9 protein-coding genes and 1 pseudogene are annotated in these 16,567 nt (G+C 64.2%); 8 read left to right on the top strand and 2 right to left on the bottom strand.

The window, feature by feature from the left end; genetic code table 11:
- Positions 1 to 65 precede the first annotated feature (65 nt).
- Together FHX75_RS06925 and FHX75_RS06920 are read right to left on the bottom strand one after the other, a co-directional pair.
- Positions 66 to 338: a hypothetical protein gene (locus FHX75_RS06925; RefSeq protein ID WP_154937212.1), complete on the bottom strand. Its 273-nt coding sequence runs from the start codon at positions 336 to 338 to the stop codon at positions 66 to 68.
- 220 nt (positions 339 to 558) lie between these two features.
- Positions 559 to 1,146, bottom strand: coding sequence for a hypothetical protein (locus FHX75_RS06920; RefSeq protein ID WP_246157754.1), 588 nt, complete (start codon positions 1,144 to 1,146; stop codon positions 559 to 561).
- Positions 1,147 to 1,595: 449 nt separating this feature from the next.
- Between FHX75_RS06920 and FHX75_RS31495 the strand changes: the two genes are divergently transcribed.
- The 8 genes and pseudogenes from FHX75_RS31495 to FHX75_RS06880 all read left to right on the top strand — a co-directional run bounded on the left by FHX75_RS31495 (position 1,596) and on the right by FHX75_RS06880 (position 16,548).
- Positions 1,596 to 1,832, top strand: a complete 237-nt coding sequence (locus FHX75_RS31495) for a hypothetical protein (protein WP_246157752.1) — start codon at positions 1,596 to 1,598, stop codon at positions 1,830 to 1,832.
- A 314-nt stretch (positions 1,833 to 2,146) separates the two neighbouring features.
- On the top strand, positions 2,147 to 2,554 hold the full coding sequence (locus tag FHX75_RS06910) for a hypothetical protein (protein ID WP_154937208.1): 408 nt from the start codon (positions 2,147 to 2,149) through the stop codon (positions 2,552 to 2,554).
- A 172-nt stretch (positions 2,555 to 2,726) separates the two neighbouring features.
- Positions 2,727 to 3,089 (top strand): hypothetical protein, encoded by a 363-nt coding sequence (locus tag FHX75_RS06905; RefSeq protein ID WP_154937206.1) that lies wholly within the window; start codon positions 2,727 to 2,729, stop codon positions 3,087 to 3,089.
- A gap of 359 nt (positions 3,090 to 3,448) precedes the next feature.
- A complete protein-coding gene (locus FHX75_RS06900) occupies positions 3,449 to 4,267 on the top strand; it encodes a hypothetical protein (protein ID WP_154937204.1) in 819 nt (272 codons plus the stop codon).
- Between the two features lie 410 nt (positions 4,268 to 4,677).
- Positions 4,678 to 6,076: pseudogene (locus FHX75_RS06895) on the top strand (IS30 family transposase).
- Positions 6,060 to 6,386, top strand: a complete 327-nt coding sequence (locus FHX75_RS06890) for an integrase core domain-containing protein (RefSeq protein WP_154937202.1) — start codon at positions 6,060 to 6,062, stop codon at positions 6,384 to 6,386. Before FHX75_RS06895 ends, FHX75_RS06890 begins: the two are co-directional and overlap by 17 nt.
- Positions 6,387 to 6,611: 225 nt before the next feature.
- Positions 6,612 to 15,230, top strand: a complete 8,619-nt coding sequence (locus FHX75_RS06885; protein ID WP_154937200.1) for a golvesin C-terminal-like domain-containing protein — start codon at positions 6,612 to 6,614, stop codon at positions 15,228 to 15,230.
- A gap of 94 nt (positions 15,231 to 15,324) precedes the next feature.
- Positions 15,325 to 16,548 (top strand): hypothetical protein, encoded by a 1,224-nt coding sequence (locus FHX75_RS06880; protein WP_154937198.1) that lies wholly within the window; start codon positions 15,325 to 15,327, stop codon positions 16,546 to 16,548.
- Positions 16,549 to 16,567 lie beyond the last annotated feature (19 nt).

Raw genomic sequence — 16,567 nt, 5'->3', positions numbered from 1 at the left:
TCCCGTCTGCTGCCGTGTCTGGCCGTCCAGTGCCGCTGCTGTCAACGGTTGCTGTCATCGCGGGTCTACTCGGAAGACAACCAGAGGCCGGGAAGCTCGGTTCCCTCCGGAACGCCGTCAAGGACCAAGGACGTGTTCACGCCGGCCAGAGCCACACGCGAGTCGATGAACCTGGCGCAGAGGTGGTGTACGGCTCGCACGGAGACGCGGTGCCGCAGCTCGCCCTGGTTGAGCCAGAGGGCATCACCCTCGCGGATGTCCGCCAACTCCGGCCGTCCGGTGATCACAACCCCAACACGGGGAACCGTGAAGGAGTCAACGATCAGCATTCGAGCCACAGGTACCTCCTTCACGCAGTCTCGGCCCCTGACTTGCAAAGATCAAGACCGCTGTCGACGGATGTCGGCCACCGTCGCTGACCTGCGCGCCGCGTCGGGCGGTGTCGGTCTTCGTAGTACGTCGTCGGCCGGCTTGGCTGTACGGACGGCTGTACAGCCAAGCTCAAGTGTCTATATGCGCTCGCATCAACGTCTCGAAGCCCGGCGGCACCTGGAGCCGCTACGCCGTCCCCGGCGGGTAGCTGATCTCGGCGAGATATTCAACGAGGTCCATCGTCACGTCAGGATTCAGGCGCCGTACCAGGTCTTCGGTGAGCGGGCGCAGCGCGAGGACTTCACTGACAGCCTCGATGTCCACGCTCGTCTCGTAGTAGTCCTCGGCGAAGCGTTGGTACCCCATAGGCGTGGGGTCGACCAGCACCTCGAACAGTCCGTCCGCACCGTCAGGGTCGTCGCCACTGGGGAAGTCGATGTCGCCGGCCTGCCACCGGTCGTCGTCGACCTGGCGCCACAGGCACACCGTCGCGGACAACATGCCCTTGTAGCTGAACGCCGGCTCGTTCACATGCGCGGAGAACACTTCCGGCACGGTGTCGACCAACCCCGGCCACAGTTCGTCGTTGCGAGCCGGGCTCATCGGCGACTCGTGGTCGAGCCCCCTGATGAACGCGCCGGGTGGCGAGAACACGATCGAGTAGGCGTCACCCGAGCCGTTCCGCATCGACGCCATCTCCTCGCCGGGCCCCCATCGCGAGTCGAAGGAGTAGTAGCGGAACTCCCAATCCGGGCTCATGATCGCGTCCAGCATCGCCAACGCCCGGCACCGGTCGCGAAGCGTTGCGATGTCCGGCAGGGCTTGAGCTACAGCATGAGCGGTCACGGCGAACTCTAACCCGACGCGCGTCTGGCGGCCTGAAACGGACTAGACAAGGGGACTGCCAGTTTGGAAGAGCGTGATCCGCCGCCCGTGATGCCCGAAACGCCTGCGGCCGGCGGCTGACCCGGTTGCGTCTCGTGCCTGCTGGTGCCCGCTGCGCCCCACCGATACTGGCCCACGGATGGCCCACTGGCCATTGCCCGGCTCCGGAATACTCCCGTCATGCCTGAACGACCGACAGCCGGATGGCGCCGCTACCTTGATGAGCAGAGGGCCCAGCTCCGAGCAGGGACGCTGGAGGAAGGCGAAGACTGGGCGCTGGAGGCTTACCGGACTCCTTCATAGCGGCGACGGATGCCGCGCTCGCCAACTTCGAGCGGATGCTCACCCAGGTAGACCGGGAGTCCGATTCGGCCGTCCTCGGCGCAGTAGAGCAGGTTGTCCTCGTGCTCAACGATGTCAACGCGAACCATGACTCGTACGACACGGACGAACGCGAAGAGTTGTGTGAGTACATCGATGAGGCGCTTGTGAGTGCCGGCATCGACACCGAGGCGTTGGCCGCTAGGCACGGACTCAAGCGGTGGGAGATTACCGACCGCTGGCGCGATTGGTAGTCGGGACTCCTGCCGCTCGGGCTGATAGCGGATCTCCTCGTCGGGCAGTCGTAGACCGTCCAGCGTCCGGGGAGGCTGGTAGCCCTTGTGGTGCCCGGCGAGGTGAGCCGCGGGCGGCATCTCTGAGGAGGGTCGGGGTTCGGGGCGGAGCCCCGAGGTCTTCAAAGATCAAGACTGCTGTCTGGCCGCGTCGCTCCTTGTCTCCGGCCTGCTCATCTTGTCGGCTGATGCCGCCTTCGCCCTACCGCCGTCGACCGGCTTGGCTGTACGGATGGCTGTACAGCCACACGGCGCAAGGCTGGCACGATCGACGCATGGACGGAGCGGACACGCAACCAGGTCAGCCAGCCGCAGCTCTCAGCGACCTGGTCATGGTCGACCTCACCGAAGCTGAGCGCCACCTACTCGCCCGGGGGCTCAAGGAGTGGGGCGGGCCGGCTCATAGCACTGAAGCGTTGGCGGTCGCCATGGGCTTCGAGGGGGTCGAGGATCTCTATGCGCAGGCCGGTCCTTTGTACGCGTCGATCCGCGCTGAAGCGCCGCTCAGCCGTCGTGACTGGCGACGTGTCCTGATAGCCACTGAGGTAGTTTTCGCCAGCGACATTTTCGGATCCGGTTGTGATTGGTCGACCACCACCGGCCTATCAGACGAAGAGACGATTCTTCTCCTCCGGGCCGTTCAGCGCAAACTGGCACGCTCGGCGAACGTTCACAACCCATAAGGTCCCAATGGCGGCTGTCAAGCGCCGGCAGCCCGAGCCGCCCGGGGTTAGAAGAAGATCACGGGCGGCTGGTCAGGTGGCGGCTCCCCTGATCAGCCCGTCCGTGGATGTCGGGCGGCGTCGGCGCTTTTGGGCAGTCTTGGCTGTACGTATGGCTGTACAGTCCTCGGCCGTGAGCAGAGACGTGGATTTGCTTGTCGGTACCGCCGAACCGGACAGTGCACCCTCACTGAAGCCGTTCGCGCGGGACGTCGCTGCTGTGCTCGGCCTCGAAGGCTTGAGGGTCGTTGGCGACCCGGAGTATGTCATTGGTGACGGGGAGGATTTTAAGGTTTGGCTCAGCTTCCGCCCGGAAGACGAGGAGCCGAGCCTCAGTCACCCCTTCTGGCTAGAAGTCGCGGCCGAGATGGACGCGGAGTACGAAGTAGGCAGGAGGGTATTCCAGATGCTGGCGGACAGCGGACGCTTCCGTGTGATGCTGCTGCTGGATCATGACTGCGTGCGGTCGACGCACTTCCCGTGCGGGAACTGGTGACCAGGTCGCTGTTAGATCCGCCTGACGAGGACCGGACCATCGACCTACGCATTATGAGATCAAATTGCTTCCCCCGCCGACCTGGGCGTGTGGGCGTGTAGCAGCGGAAACCCTTCTCGACATCGCACACTGCTCCCCTGCTATCGGTCGACCTCTTGCGGACCAGATGCGGACCGCCCGCTCATCATCGGCTCGAAGCGATCGGTTTAGGGCCCGTCCGCGACCGCACCGCACTGCACGAGAGCCTGTCACCGCCGTCCGACGCGGTGAAAATCTGGAACGGACGCGCGATGTGAGCCTTGCTCGGCGTTGCTAACGTCGCGGCGACCTCTGGAGGGGCGAACGGGGAGGACGACGCGGTGGCCAGCAGCGGAAGTGCAGCGACCTTGGCGAATCGGCGTGCTCGCGCGCCGATGGTCGTGATCGGCAGCGTCGTCGCGTTGGCCGCCCTCATCGCGCTGGGGTACCGGCTGGGTACCGACCCGCGGGTCGAGCACGGAGAGGTCGTCATCCTCGTGGCGCTGGCTCCGGGAGCCCTTCTGGTGCTGTCCTGGCTCGTCCGCCTGGTGCAGTGGTGGGGTGCCGCTCGTGCTCCCGCGAGGCGCGTCATGGTGACCGCGCATCTCGCGCAGTCGCCGCAGCCGGGAAGTGCGGGGCGGGTCACCGGTGCGGCGCACGCCGTGAGCGCCGCCGGCGGGATCGACACCAGTCCCAAGGGATACGCTGTGTGGCTGACGGTGAGCGGCCGGGACGGCGGTGTCCTGCACCAACGCGTCGTCTGGGAACCGTGGTTGCGCGAGCTGACCAGGCCGCGTCAGGCCATGGTCCGGCACGGGTCCGGCGTCAGCGTGGTCGACGTGGCCGGGTACGGGCGGCTCTGGCCGGCGAGTTTCACGCTGCGCCGTCGTCCCTACGGAGTCAGACTCATTCCGTTCCGCAAGGCCCGGAGGCTGCCGAAGGAGAACAGCCTCTCGCACGGCCGTCTGGCCTACCTTTTTCTCCTGCTCGTCGTGCCCTGCCTGGGCGGCGCCGTCGCCCAGGGTGTGTGGGCGCTGCTCGGGTGGTGGGTGGCGTACCTCGTCGCCTCGATGGCCGCCGCCGGAGCCTGGTTCGGCATCATCCCGCCCGGCGTGCTTCCGGAAGCAGCCCGTCGGGGCCGCGCCCCGGCGACCTCGTGACCACGGACGCGATCGAGCGGACAGGCGGCGACCTCGGCCAGCTCCGTGAGGCGCTGCTCGATAGCATCGCCGAGCTCGTGCCGCACCGCTTCTTCCGTACTGCGAGTCGGCGCGCCCCAGCTACGAGAAGGCCCTCGCCGCCTACGGCGAAGCGGCGGCGCAGATTAACATTCCCGGCACGACGGGCTTTCTCGACAACCGGCACTGCGACAGTGTGCCAAGGACCGCATGCACCCACCAGGCCGCATGGAGCATTGTCAACATCGCTGATACACACGCCCCCGGCTGTGCTTGCGAGCGGATCTTCGTACCCTGCGAAGTCTCGCCGCAGGCCAAGGTCAACTGTCAAGGATCAGGTGGGGCGGCGAATTCAACTGGTCGTCGCAACACCTCGTCGGAAGGGTGAAGCGATGGCGTATGGGCCGAGGCAGGAGCGGGTTCGGGAGTATCGGGGTCAGATTCCCTCGCCGGGACGACCGACGGTGGCGTGGCGTGAGGGCAGGGTCAGGTTCTGGGCTGCGATCAGTCGTGGTGTGATGACCGAGGACGCGGCCACGGCGGCGGGCGTGTCGTCACCGGTCGGATTCCGGTGGTTCCGGCACGCTGGCGGCGTGAATCCCGCGTTGCCCGCAATGGTGCCGGGCCGGTATCTGTCGTTCAGCGAACGCGAAGACATCGCTCTGTCGAAGGCGCAAGGCATGGGCGTCCGCGAGATCGCACGCCGGCTCGGCCGAGACCCGTCGACAATCTCGCGGGAATTGCGGCGCAACGCCTCGACCAGGACATACCGGTTGGACTACAAGGCCACGACCGCGCAGTGGCACGCCAAGCGTCGAGCCCGCCGGCCGAAGACCGCGAAGCTGCTCGCCAATGATCGGCTCCGAGAGTACGTCCAGGAACGACTCTCGGGCGCGATCCGGACCGCGGACGGCGTCCCGATCACCGGACCGCAGGGCCCGAAGTGGAAGGGCCGCAACAAACCCCACCGCGGCGACCGGACATGGACTACCGGATGGAGTCCGGAGCAGATCTCCCGAAGACTCAGAGCCGAGTTTCCGGAGGGTGAGTCGATGCGCATCAGCCACGAGGCGATCTACCAAACGCTCTATGTCCAGAGCCGCGGCGCCCTCAAGCGCGAACTCGTCACCTGTTTGCGGACCGGGCGGGCGCTTCGTGTCCCGGGCACGCGCGAAACAACGCGCATGGGCGCACATCACCAGCGACACGCTGATCAGTGAACGTCCCGCCGAAGCCGCGGACCGCGCCGTCCCCGGGCACTGGGAAGGAGATCTGATCATCGGTTTGCAGCGTTCCGCGATCGGGACTCTGGTCGAGCGGACGACCAGGTTCACGATGCTAGTTCACCTGCCTCGTGAGGCCGGCTGGGGTGTGATCCCGCGGACGAAGAACGGGCGGGCTCTCGCCGGGTGTGGGGCGATCACGATGAGCAAAGCCCTCGCCGAGACGATCACGACCTTGCCCGAGCAGCTCCGCAGATCGCTGACATGGGACCGTGGCAAGGAGTTGTCTGCGCATGCACGGTTTACGGTCGAGACCGGAGTCCCGGTGTTCTTCGCCGATCCGCATAGCCCCTGGCAGCGCGGCAGCAACGAGAACACCAACGGGCTGCTGCGGTAGTACTTCCCGAAAGGCACCGACCTGTCCAGATGGAGCGCCGACGAGATCAACGCTGTCGCCCACGCGCTCAACGGCAGACCCCGGAAAACTCTCGGCTGGAAGGCTCCAGCCGAAGTCCTCGACGAACACCTACGATCGCTCCAACAACCCAGTGTTGCGACGACCAGTTGAATCCGCCCAGTACACGTCGTTCGAGTTCGGCCGGACCCTGCGCTCCTGCGGCGTCCTGGCCTCGATGGGCTCCGTGGCCGACTGCTTCGATAACGCCCTGGCCGAGACGTTCTTCGCGACCTTGAAGACCGAACTGGTCTACACCCGCGCCTGGCCTAGTCGCCACGAGCTGGAGGTAGAGGTCTTCTCCTGCATCGAGGGCTTCTACAACCCTCGCCGCCGGCACAGCCGTCTGGGTAACGTCAGCCTCAACACCAACGAGAAGATCCACCGAGAGTCCCTGACAGACATTGAGGTGTTCGGCCGATAGGGGTCACTTCAGCTCCGGACGCCGCTTCCGACTGTCACTTGACAAAAAAGACCTACAGGCCCATTCGGTTGGTCAAATATCTCCAATATAGGAGATCATATATCCGGCCTCGGGATCCTTACCCATCGTGTCTGTCGATGGACCGGAGGGTCACGGGTGAAGAAGCGATCACGAGGTCCCCTTGTCGGGGGACTGGTGCTGGCGTTGGTGGCCACGGTGGGCTGGATGGAGGTGCCAGACGACCAGCTCGGCGATGCCGTCCCGGTGGCGAAGGCCGAGGAGGACGACGGTTTCCTCTCGAAGCTGGGCAACGCGGCGCGGGACCTGGTCGACGGTGGGCCGCGCAAGGCCCGGCCGGAGGCGGTCAGCGCCGGGCTGGCGGTGAACGAGAAGCCGCCGCCGGCGAAGAACTGGCCGCCGCAGAAGCGGGTCAAGGAGCTGACCGGCAAGCGGACCGCCAACGGCAGGGTCTATCAGCTCTCGGACGGTCGGACGCAGGCCGAGATCTCGATGGTGCCGCTGCACTACAAGGACGCCAAGGGCAAGTTCCAGACCATCGACACCACGGTCCGCCCGGCCAAGGACAAGGGGTACGTCCAGGGCAACCGGACCAACAGCTTCACCAGCCTCTTCGGTGACAGCTCCAAGGATCTGGTCCGCTTCGAGCAGGACGGCCGGAGCATCGAGCTGGGCCTGGCCGGCGCCGCGAAGGGCGTGACGCCGAAGGTTTCCGGTTCCACGGTCACCTATCCGGGGCTGGCCGGTGGCGCGGATGTCGTATACGACGTCACCTCCACCGCGCTGAAGGAAAAGATTGTCCTGCACCGCGCCCCGGCCGGGCCGGTGTCGTACACCTTCACCCTGGACACCGCCGGACTGACCGCCGAGCAGCGCCAGGACGGCTCGATCGCGTTCGTGCGTCCGGGTGGTGGTGAGCCGGTGTTCGTGATGCCGGCGCCGTTCATGTACGACGCGAAGGACGACAAGGCCGCTCCGCACGGCAAGGTGTGGAGCGACAAGGTCACCCAGCGGGTGCAGCAGATGTACGGGCAGACGACCGTCACGGTGTCCGCGGACGCCGGCTGGCTGGCCGACCCGGCGCGGGTGTACCCGGTGGTCATCGACCCGACCATCAAGGTGCAGCCGGTGCCGACCGACGCCCAGGACGTGGAGATCTACTCGGGTGACACCGCCAGGAACTACAACGACACCTACCAGTTGAAGGTCGGCACGACCGACACGCAGGCCTGGCGGTCGTTGCTGAAGTTCAACCTGGGCTCAATCCCGGCGAACACCCCGATCAGCGACGCGCAACTGCAGCTGTACTACTCGCAGACGCACACCACCTACGCCTACGACGTGCCGATCGAGGCGCGGCGGATCACCGCCGGCTGGAGCGAGGACTCCGCGACGTGGCAGAACATGAACGCGAACAGCTCCACCGCGACGGTGGGCAACATCGTCGTCCAGGACGACGGTGACCCGGGCACGTCCGTGGTGGGCACCTGGAACTACTCCGGAGACACCAACCTGACCCCGCAGGCCGTTAACGGCGACTACCGCGTCAACAACGACTCCACAGGCGGGCACACGCACACCTGGGTGCCGACTCTCACCGAGCCCGGCAACTACAAGGTGGAGGCGCACTTCGTCGCCTCAGCGAACCGGGCCACCAACGCGCCGTACACCGTCCACTACGACGGCGGCTCCCAGGCATACCCGATCAACCAGACCACGCCGTCGGGCGAGGGAGTCTGGGTGCCGCTCGGCACGCACCCCTTCGTGGCCGGTACCTCCGGCAAGGTGGTCCTCGGTGACGTCGCTGGCAAGGCGGTGATCGCCGATGCGGTGCGGTTCACCAAGACCGGCGCGGTCAAGCTGAACGCGAAGTCGAGCGTCTGGAACTCGTTCCCGGTCCGGAGCCTCGTGCAGGACTGGGTCAACGGCACCTCCAACTACGGGTTCATGGTCAAGGCGGTCGACGAGGCGACCAAGGGCCGCGGCGGGCCGATCTACGAGGCCTCCGAGTACGCCTACAACAACGACCGGCGGGACTTCAACCTGCCGAAGCTGGTGGTCACCTACGGGCGGCCGGGTGTCACGGTGAACCCGCCGACGACGATCACCTCGACCGGTGCGGTGCTGGACTGGCCCGGGTACGTCGACCCGTCGACGGCGACCGGCGATGACATCGTCGAATACCAGGTGCACCGCAGCGTGCACCAGAACTTCGAGCCCTCGGACGCAACGCTGATCTCGCCGGTGTCGTCGGCCACGCGGTCGTATCAGGACACCACCGCGGTGCCGACGGCGGCCGACAACACCGACCCGATGGCCCGGAAGTTCTACTACTACATGATCGCGGTCAAGACCCAGGACGGGCAGGTCATCGCCGGCCCGACCCAGCAGGCGATGCTGCCCAAGGCCGGCCAGATCACCCGGATCTACCGGAGCGCGGCGAGCGACTTGGCCGATCCCTCGGGCTACAAGGGCGTCATCGACACCACCCTGTCGGCGGCCCGGCCGACCGAGAACGTCAACTACTACGACGGCGACCCGTATGTCAGCCCGGGCAACAACTCCAGCTGGTTCGGCGACACCCGGGGTCTGCTCAAGTTCCCCGCCTTGGCCGGCATCCCCACCGACGCGCAGATCGTCGACGCCGACCTGCGGATGTACAACAACGCCCTGTACCCGGGCACCGACACCGACGAGTACGTCGACGTCTACAAGCTCAAGCGGGCCTTCCACGAGACCAAGGCCACCTGGGACACCTACGACGGCGTCAACCCATGGCTCACCAAGGGCGGTGAATACGACACCACCTGGAAGGCGAGTTTCAACGGGTTCACCAATGACCCGGAGTGGGAGACCTGGGACGTCACTACCGCGGTGAAGGGGTGGCACACCACTCCGACGACCAACTACGGCCTGCTGCTGCGCCAGCGCGACGAGGTCAACCAGACCGCGCGAGCGATGCTGCTCTCCTCCGAGGGCGCCGAGCCGCTGCTGCGCCCGACGCTGGAGGTCACCTACCTCGAACAGACCGCCGAGTCGACCTACTACGCGGCCTCCACCCCGAAGCTGACAACGCCGAACGCCACGTACACCGTGCCGGTGACGGTGTCGAACCCGACTCTGGCCCCGTGGAACATCGCGGACTGGGAACTGTCGTATGACTGGATGCGGCCCGACGGCGTCAACGACGCCACCGACGACAGCTTCGAGCTGAAGACGCCGCTGCCGAAGGACATCCCGCCCGGCGGCACGGTTGACATCACCGCCTTGGTCAAGACCCCACCACCGTCGCTAGACGGGAACAAGCGCACCGACTACGTGCTCCAGTGGGACCTGCGGCGCAAACTCGACGGCAAGCGGTTGTCGGCGACGAGCATGATCAGGCACCTGCCGCAGAACGTGGCGGTGGAGGAGCCGACCTCCGACCAGCTTGGCTTGGAGAAGTTCTACTCGTACGCGGGTAAGAACACCGGTGCCGGCGGCACCCTGATGAACAACCTGTTCGCCGGCAACACCGTCTGGTCGTACAACCCGATCAACAACCCGTCGCGTGGCCTGTCGACGTTCGTCCGGATGTCCTACAACTCGCTGGACACCAGCGACTCGGTCGCCGGTTTCGGCTGGTCGCTGCAGGCGTCGTCGATGATGCGCCTGGGCACCCCGCTGGACTTCCACCCCAATCCGAACCCGACGAAGGTCACGCTGACCGACGGCGACGGCACCAGCCACTGGTTCACCTGGGACTCGGCCACCTCCGAGTGGAAGAGCCCCAAGGGGGTCAACCTCTACCTGCAGAAGAACAGCCCGGTCGACTGCAAGCCGAACGTGCAGGAGCGCAAGGCCTGGGTGCTGACCAAGCCGGACCGCACGCAGTTCTTCTACGACTGCGAGGGCTTCCTCTCCAGCACGGTCGACAACAACGGCAACGAGATGCTCTTCACCTACGAGGAGCGCAAGAGCAACAACAAGCCGACCAAGTTCCTGCGCTACCTCACGGACGCGGCCGGCCGGAAGACCCTGACCATCGACTACTACGCCAAGGGTCAGGCTTACGACTACATCAACGACACCACCTGGGCGCGGACGCCGGCGACCGACCTGACCAACTCGAAAATCATCGACCACGTCTCGCAGATCACCGACATCTCCGGGCAGAAGCTGACCTTCACGTACACCGACAAAGGTCTGTTGGGTGAGTTGATCGACGGTGCCGGATCCACCAACGGCGCGCCTAAGGTGTTCAAGTTCTCCTACGACATGACGCAGGGGAACAAGAACGTCAAGCTGGTCAAGGTCACCGACCCGCGCGGCAGTGCTACCGACCTGACCTACCACTACCCCCAGACCGGCGACGATCCGAAGTGGCACTGGCGGACCAAGTCCTACACCGACCGGCTCGGCTACCTGACCCAGTTCGGCTACGTCGACCCGGACGCCACCAACAACATCCGCACGACGGTCACCGACGCGGAGAACCACGCGACGGCCTACCTGCAGGACGGCTACGGCCGGCCGATCGAGACCACCAACGCCAAAAGCCAGACCACCAAGCTCGGCTGGGACGACGACCACAACGTCACCCGGCTCGAGGAGGCCAACGGCGCGGTCTCGACTTGGACGTACGACGCCAAGACCGGTTACCCCACTGAGATCAAGGACGCCGAGGCGGTCAAGAACGGCACGTCGGGCACGGTACTGGCCTACCAGCGCCAGCTCAACGGATACGTCGCTGACCTGACTGAGAAGACCAGCCCCGAGGGACGCAAGTACACCTTCGGCTACGAGACTGACGGTGATCTGGCCTGGGTGGTCGACCCGATGGGCAACACCACGGCGGACTCGGGCGACTACAAGACGTCCTACACGTACGACGCGTGGGGCCAGCAGGTGACGACGACCGATGCCAGGAACAACACCACCGTCAACAGCGGCTTCGACCCGAACGGCTATCCGCAGACCATCACAGACGCGGACAGTCGGGCGACGAAGTTCGTCTACGACGTGCGCGGGAACGTTCTTAAGGTCACCGACGCGCTGAACCATGACACCACCCAGACGTACGACACGTTCGGGCGGCCGCTGGAAAACAGGGTGGCCAAAAACCAGGCCGCCAGCGAGTGGATTACCACGCCGGCGCCGACATACGACGAGAACGACAACATCGTCGAGTCCATGGCAGCAAACGGGGCTATCTCTAAGGCGTCGTTCGACAAGGCTGACCAGGCGGTCTACACCCTTTCCCCGCCCGACTTCACTAGTGATCCAGAGCGAAAAACGTCGTTTAGCTACGACAAGGTGGGCAACCTTCTCACCACAACTGAGCCGAAGGGTAATCTCACGGCGGTGGCCGGGGATTTCACCACGACCAACGGCTACGACGCGATCTACCAGTTGACCTCGGCGACAAACGCTGCTGGCCAGACCATCACCTATGAGTACGACAACGTGGGCAACGTAATCAAGGTGGTCGACCCGCGCAAGAATGCAACCGCTGATGCAAACGATTACACCAGTAGGTATGTCTATGACCTTGCCCATCGGCGAACCAAGGTCACGGACGCGGCCGGCAAGTCCGTCGTCAGCACCTATGACCGGGATGGCCTAGTAACGGCAACGACCGACCAGCTCGGACTCACTGCCGAATTCACCCTCGATCCTCGGGGCAAGCTGACCCAGCTCAAGGTCCCTCACAAAGACGAAGCTGGAACGACCATCTACCGCATCACCAGATACGAGTACGACGGGGTCGGAAACCAGACCAAGTTGATCAGCCCGCGGGGCGTGGCCACTGAGGACGACCCGGACGACTTCGCCACGGTCAACATCTACGACAAGCTGAACCGCGTCAAGGAGAGCCGCACCGCGTACGACAAGGACGACACCCGCTACACCACGGCGGACGTCACCACCTATGAGTACGACGAGGTGGGGCGGCTCAAGACCCTGTCGGCCCCGCCCTCCGCGGGCGAGTCCGTCCGCAACAACACCACGTACACGTACTTCGACAACGGCTGGACGAAGACCAGCAGCGACCCGTGGGACATCGCCACCGCGTACGACTACAACGAGCTTGGCGCCCAGACCAGGCGGACGTTGACGCCGGCCGGCGAGGACCGGTCGAACTCATCTGCCAACCGGACGATGACGTGGACCTACTACCCGGACGGCAAGCTTGAGTCCCGCGCGGACAACGGTGTGCCGGTCGGCAAGCAGGTTGTACTCGTCGACAACTCCGACTTCAACAACACAACCGCCACCGGCACCTGGACCGCCGCCACCACGGCTGGCAACAAGTACGGAACCAACTACGTCACCCGGCCCGGGGGGACCGGCGCGAATACCTTTACCTGGCAGTTGAACGTGCCGCAGTCCGGCACGTACCAGGTCTTCGCCCGCTACCCGACGGTCACCGGCGCGGCCACCGACGCGAAGTACACGGTGAGCCACGGCGGCGGCAACACGCCCAAGACGGTCAACCAAACCACTGGCGCCGGCACCTGGGTCAGTCTCGGCTCGTACAGCTTCACTGAGGGCAACAGCCACAAGGTGTCGCTGTCGGACCAGGCCACTGGCACGGTCGCGGCGGACGCGGTCAAGCTCGTCCGCGACAACACCGGCGAGATGGACGACGAGGAACAGGAATACAAGTACCGGTACGACCCCAACGGGAACCTCGAGACCATCACCGACTCGTCGCCGGGCAACCGGGTCGACACCTATGCGGTTGAATACACCGGCCTTAACCAGGTGCAGAAGGTCACCGAAAGCAAGTTGGGGGCGTTCAAGAACAGCACCTCGTTCACCTACAACGAGAACAGCGCCCCGCTGACCACCAAACACGAGAAGCAGTACTCAACCTACGAGTACGACGTCCGGGACCTGCTGTCGAAGGTCACCAACGGCAAATCACCCACCGACACCGACAAGAAAATCACCACCTTCACCTACACCGATCGCGGCGAAAAGCTCAAGGAGACCAAGGGCAACGGCAACACCGTCGACCACACCTACTACCACGATGGGCTACTCAAGTACCAGGTCGAGAAAAAGCCAGACGGTGTCCTCGTCTCCGAGCACTCCATGTACTACGACCTTAACGGTAATCGCACCAAGGACATCAACAAGAAGATGCGCGCGGACAACCACTCCGCCTACATCTTCAACACCAATGAGCACACGTACGACCCGCGCAACCGGCTAGTGTCGGTAACAAAGACTGGTGACACGCCCGGCGGTGAAGCGTACGTCCACGACGCCAACAACAACGTAATCAGCCAGACCATCAAGGGCGCAACCACAACCTTTAACTACGACCGAAATCGTCTTTTGACGGCAAGCGCCGGCGGTGTCACCTCCTCGTACAACTATGACCCGTTCGGCCGACTGGATACGGTGACGGCCGCGGGGACAATCCTCCAGCGCAATGTCTATGACGGCTTCGACCATATTCTCGAGAGCCGCTCGACGACCGGTTCGGGTACGTCCGTCACTAAGTACACTTACGACCCCTTGGATCGCACCGCGACCAAGACAACGGACGCCCGCAGCGCGAAGGAAAAAACAACCACCTTCAACTACCTCGGACTGTCAGCGGAGGTGCTAGACGAGGAGGTCGGCGGGCGGCTGACCAAGTCGTATCAGTACTCGCCATGGGGTCAGCGCCTTTCTCAGGTGACCCACAAAGCCGACGGTACCGAAGAAGCCGCCTACTACGGTTACAACCCGCATTCAGATGTTGAGCAGTTGACCGATGTAGCGGGAGACACCAAAGCCACATACGGCTATACCGCTTATGGCAAGAATGACGATGCCCAGTTCACTGGCATTGACAAACCGGACACTGCCGACCCGACTAAGGAGCCATACAGCGCCTATCGCTTCAACTCCAAGCGATGGGATCAGGCCTCCGGTTCCTACGACATGGGATTCCGGGATTACGATCCGGGCCTGAACCGATTCTTGTCTCGCGACAGCTACAATGGCGCGCTTTCGGATCTCGATCTAAGCCTCAGTCCATTCACGGGTAACAGATACGCATTTGGTGGCGGCAACCCGATCTCAATGATCGAGGATGACGGTCACACGCCGTACATCGATGACGCTGAGCGCGTCAGCATGAACTCCTGGATGGCGTACTACTACCAGAAGGTTCAGGATATTCCGAAGTCCGGCAAGACGGAATCAGGATATGGGTACGGAGTCACGAAGAAGACCCTGTTCGGTTCGGCTGCCGTTTATGACAAGGACGGCAACCTGCTGGCTTCTGAGGACAATATCCGGAGCGGCGGCGGGACGCTTCCTGGGGAAGGGTCGAAGGTCCAACAGGACAAACACGTCGAGAAGCGTGCAATTGACTGGTTTGACAGGAAGGGACTGCTTCAGCGTGGGAACACTCTCGTAATCGCAGTCAACAAGGAGGGCGCGCCCCCTTGCCCGCGAGGAAAGAGTTGCAATACTGCCATGCAGAGGGTGGCTGACAGTAAAGGGATTCGAATCATCTATGTCGAGCCGGGTGCGGAGCCAGTGAAGTACGGCGAGAAGAATTCAAGCGCTGTTCTGAAGGGGCAGCCTGTTACGCCCAAGCGACCTATTGTGTCCAAACCTCCGGTCGGCGGTGTGCCTGAGCCTGGGGGGACCGGGCGCGGAGGCGCGAGTGGGGTTGGGCCGCGTGGAATAGGCGCAGCGGGCGCGTTCAGCCTCCTCGGTGACCTTTACATGATCCATAAGGGAGCCCAGGCACTCTCGGACCCCGAGGCAGGGAAAGACCTCATGTGTGAGATGGGGTATACATTGTATTGTCGCAGCAATTTGCCTCCCGTAATTTAGCTTTCCATTCAGGCTGACTGCTAGCTTGCTGGTTCGCAAGGGCCTGCGGCTCCCGCCGCAGGCCCTTGCTTGTTAGAGGTGGTACGATTCCCAGATGCCTGAGTGGTCGATTCCTAACCAAGAAGTTGACTGGTCGTCGGTAAGCCATGCATATGGTCCTGCCACCGAAATCCCCTCTCTGCTGCGTTCGGTCAGGTCCGGCAGTCAGCAGGTCCGCCAGCGCGCCTACCAGGAACTCGCGGGACTGGTGGTGGACCAAGGTTCTAGGTTCGAGGCGAGTGCCGCTGTGGCCCCGTACCTCATCCAGCTGGTGGCTGATCCCGGGGCCCCCGACCGATTCGCCGCCTGTCAGGTGTTGGCTGCCATCGCGGTGGGCGACGACAGCTCCTGGCTCAGCGACCCCGTTCACCCCGCTCACCTCAGGTCAGAGGCGAACCGCCGCGCGCTGATGAGCCGAGACGAACTGGAGGAGGAGCATCGAGCGTGGATCGCTGCGGCACCGAACGAAGAGGAGCGCAGCGCGCGGGCCCGGCGAGCGGAGTGGGGGGACGTCGAGGCTGACCGCGATGAGGAGCGGTGGACCATTCAAGCCTACGATGCGGTGCGGGCCGGAGTGCCCGTGTACGTAGCGGCGCTGGCGGCACCTGAGGCGGCGGTCCGGCTGTACGCCGCCTATCTGCTTGCATGGTTTCCTGAGGACGGGGAGACCATCATTCCCGCCATGACCCGGCTAATTCGGGAGGAGCGGGACCCGATCGTCGTGTCGACGGCCTGTGTCGCAGCAGGGCTCGTTGGCGCCCCCGGTGATGAAGCTTTGATCGAGGCTCTCTCCGCCCGCCGTGGCAGTCCTAATCGTGGCGAATCCTGGTCAGCGGTGCTGGGGCTTTCTAGGGTCATTACGCGTCCCGACCGCTCCCTTGTTCGAGACCTTTACTCGTGCTTGCTCGAAGCGACCGGGCCCGTTCCCCACTGGCCCTTCCTGGACGGGGATATGTCGGCAATGGCTGCGTTCTCGATTCGGGATTTGGGACCCGAATTGGCGCGTGACCGGGTCGAGGTCCTAGTGGAGCGTGTGGTGAATGCATCAGAGAGCACTGACGTCTTCCTGTTGTTAACGGCTATGCTGGATGCCGCCTTCCCGGCTGGACCGGTGCCCGACGGAGCAGGGTTCGATGAACTTGCAGCTGAGCAGCAAATGGCACTTCTGGCTCTGCTGGAGAGCAACCTACTGCAGGCTGGCCCAATGGTGCCTATGCTCCTCGGGCGCTACAACCTGCCTCAGACCGAGCCCAAGCTCCAAGCCTGGTGTGGCCGTTGAAGTGAGCCACCAGCATGGA

This window comes from Micromonospora palomenae (assembly GCF_007829925.1).
GTDB classification, from domain to species: domain Bacteria; phylum Actinomycetota; class Actinomycetes; order Mycobacteriales; family Micromonosporaceae; genus Micromonospora; species Micromonospora purpureochromogenes.
Note: the sequence above shows the minus strand (reverse complement) of the source record. Positions and strands in the feature narration are given on the sequence as shown.

Bases quoted from the DNA above. Each gene is read 5' to 3' on its own strand.
- FHX75_RS06920 (WP_246157754.1), bottom strand. From the start codon at position 1,146: ATGCTGGACGCGATCATGAGCCCGGATTGGGAGTTCCGCTACTACTCC.
- FHX75_RS31495 (WP_246157752.1), top strand. From the start codon at position 1,596: ATGCTCACCCAGGTAGACCGGGAGTCCGATTCGGCCGTCCTCGGCGCA.
- FHX75_RS06910 (WP_154937208.1), top strand. From the start codon at position 2,147: ATGGACGGAGCGGACACGCAACCAGGTCAGCCAGCCGCAGCTCTCAGC.
- FHX75_RS06885 (WP_154937200.1), top strand. From the start codon at position 6,612: ATGGAGGTGCCAGACGACCAGCTCGGCGATGCCGTCCCGGTGGCGAAG.
- FHX75_RS06880 (WP_154937198.1), top strand. From the start codon at position 15,325: ATGCCTGAGTGGTCGATTCCTAACCAAGAAGTTGACTGGTCGTCGGTA.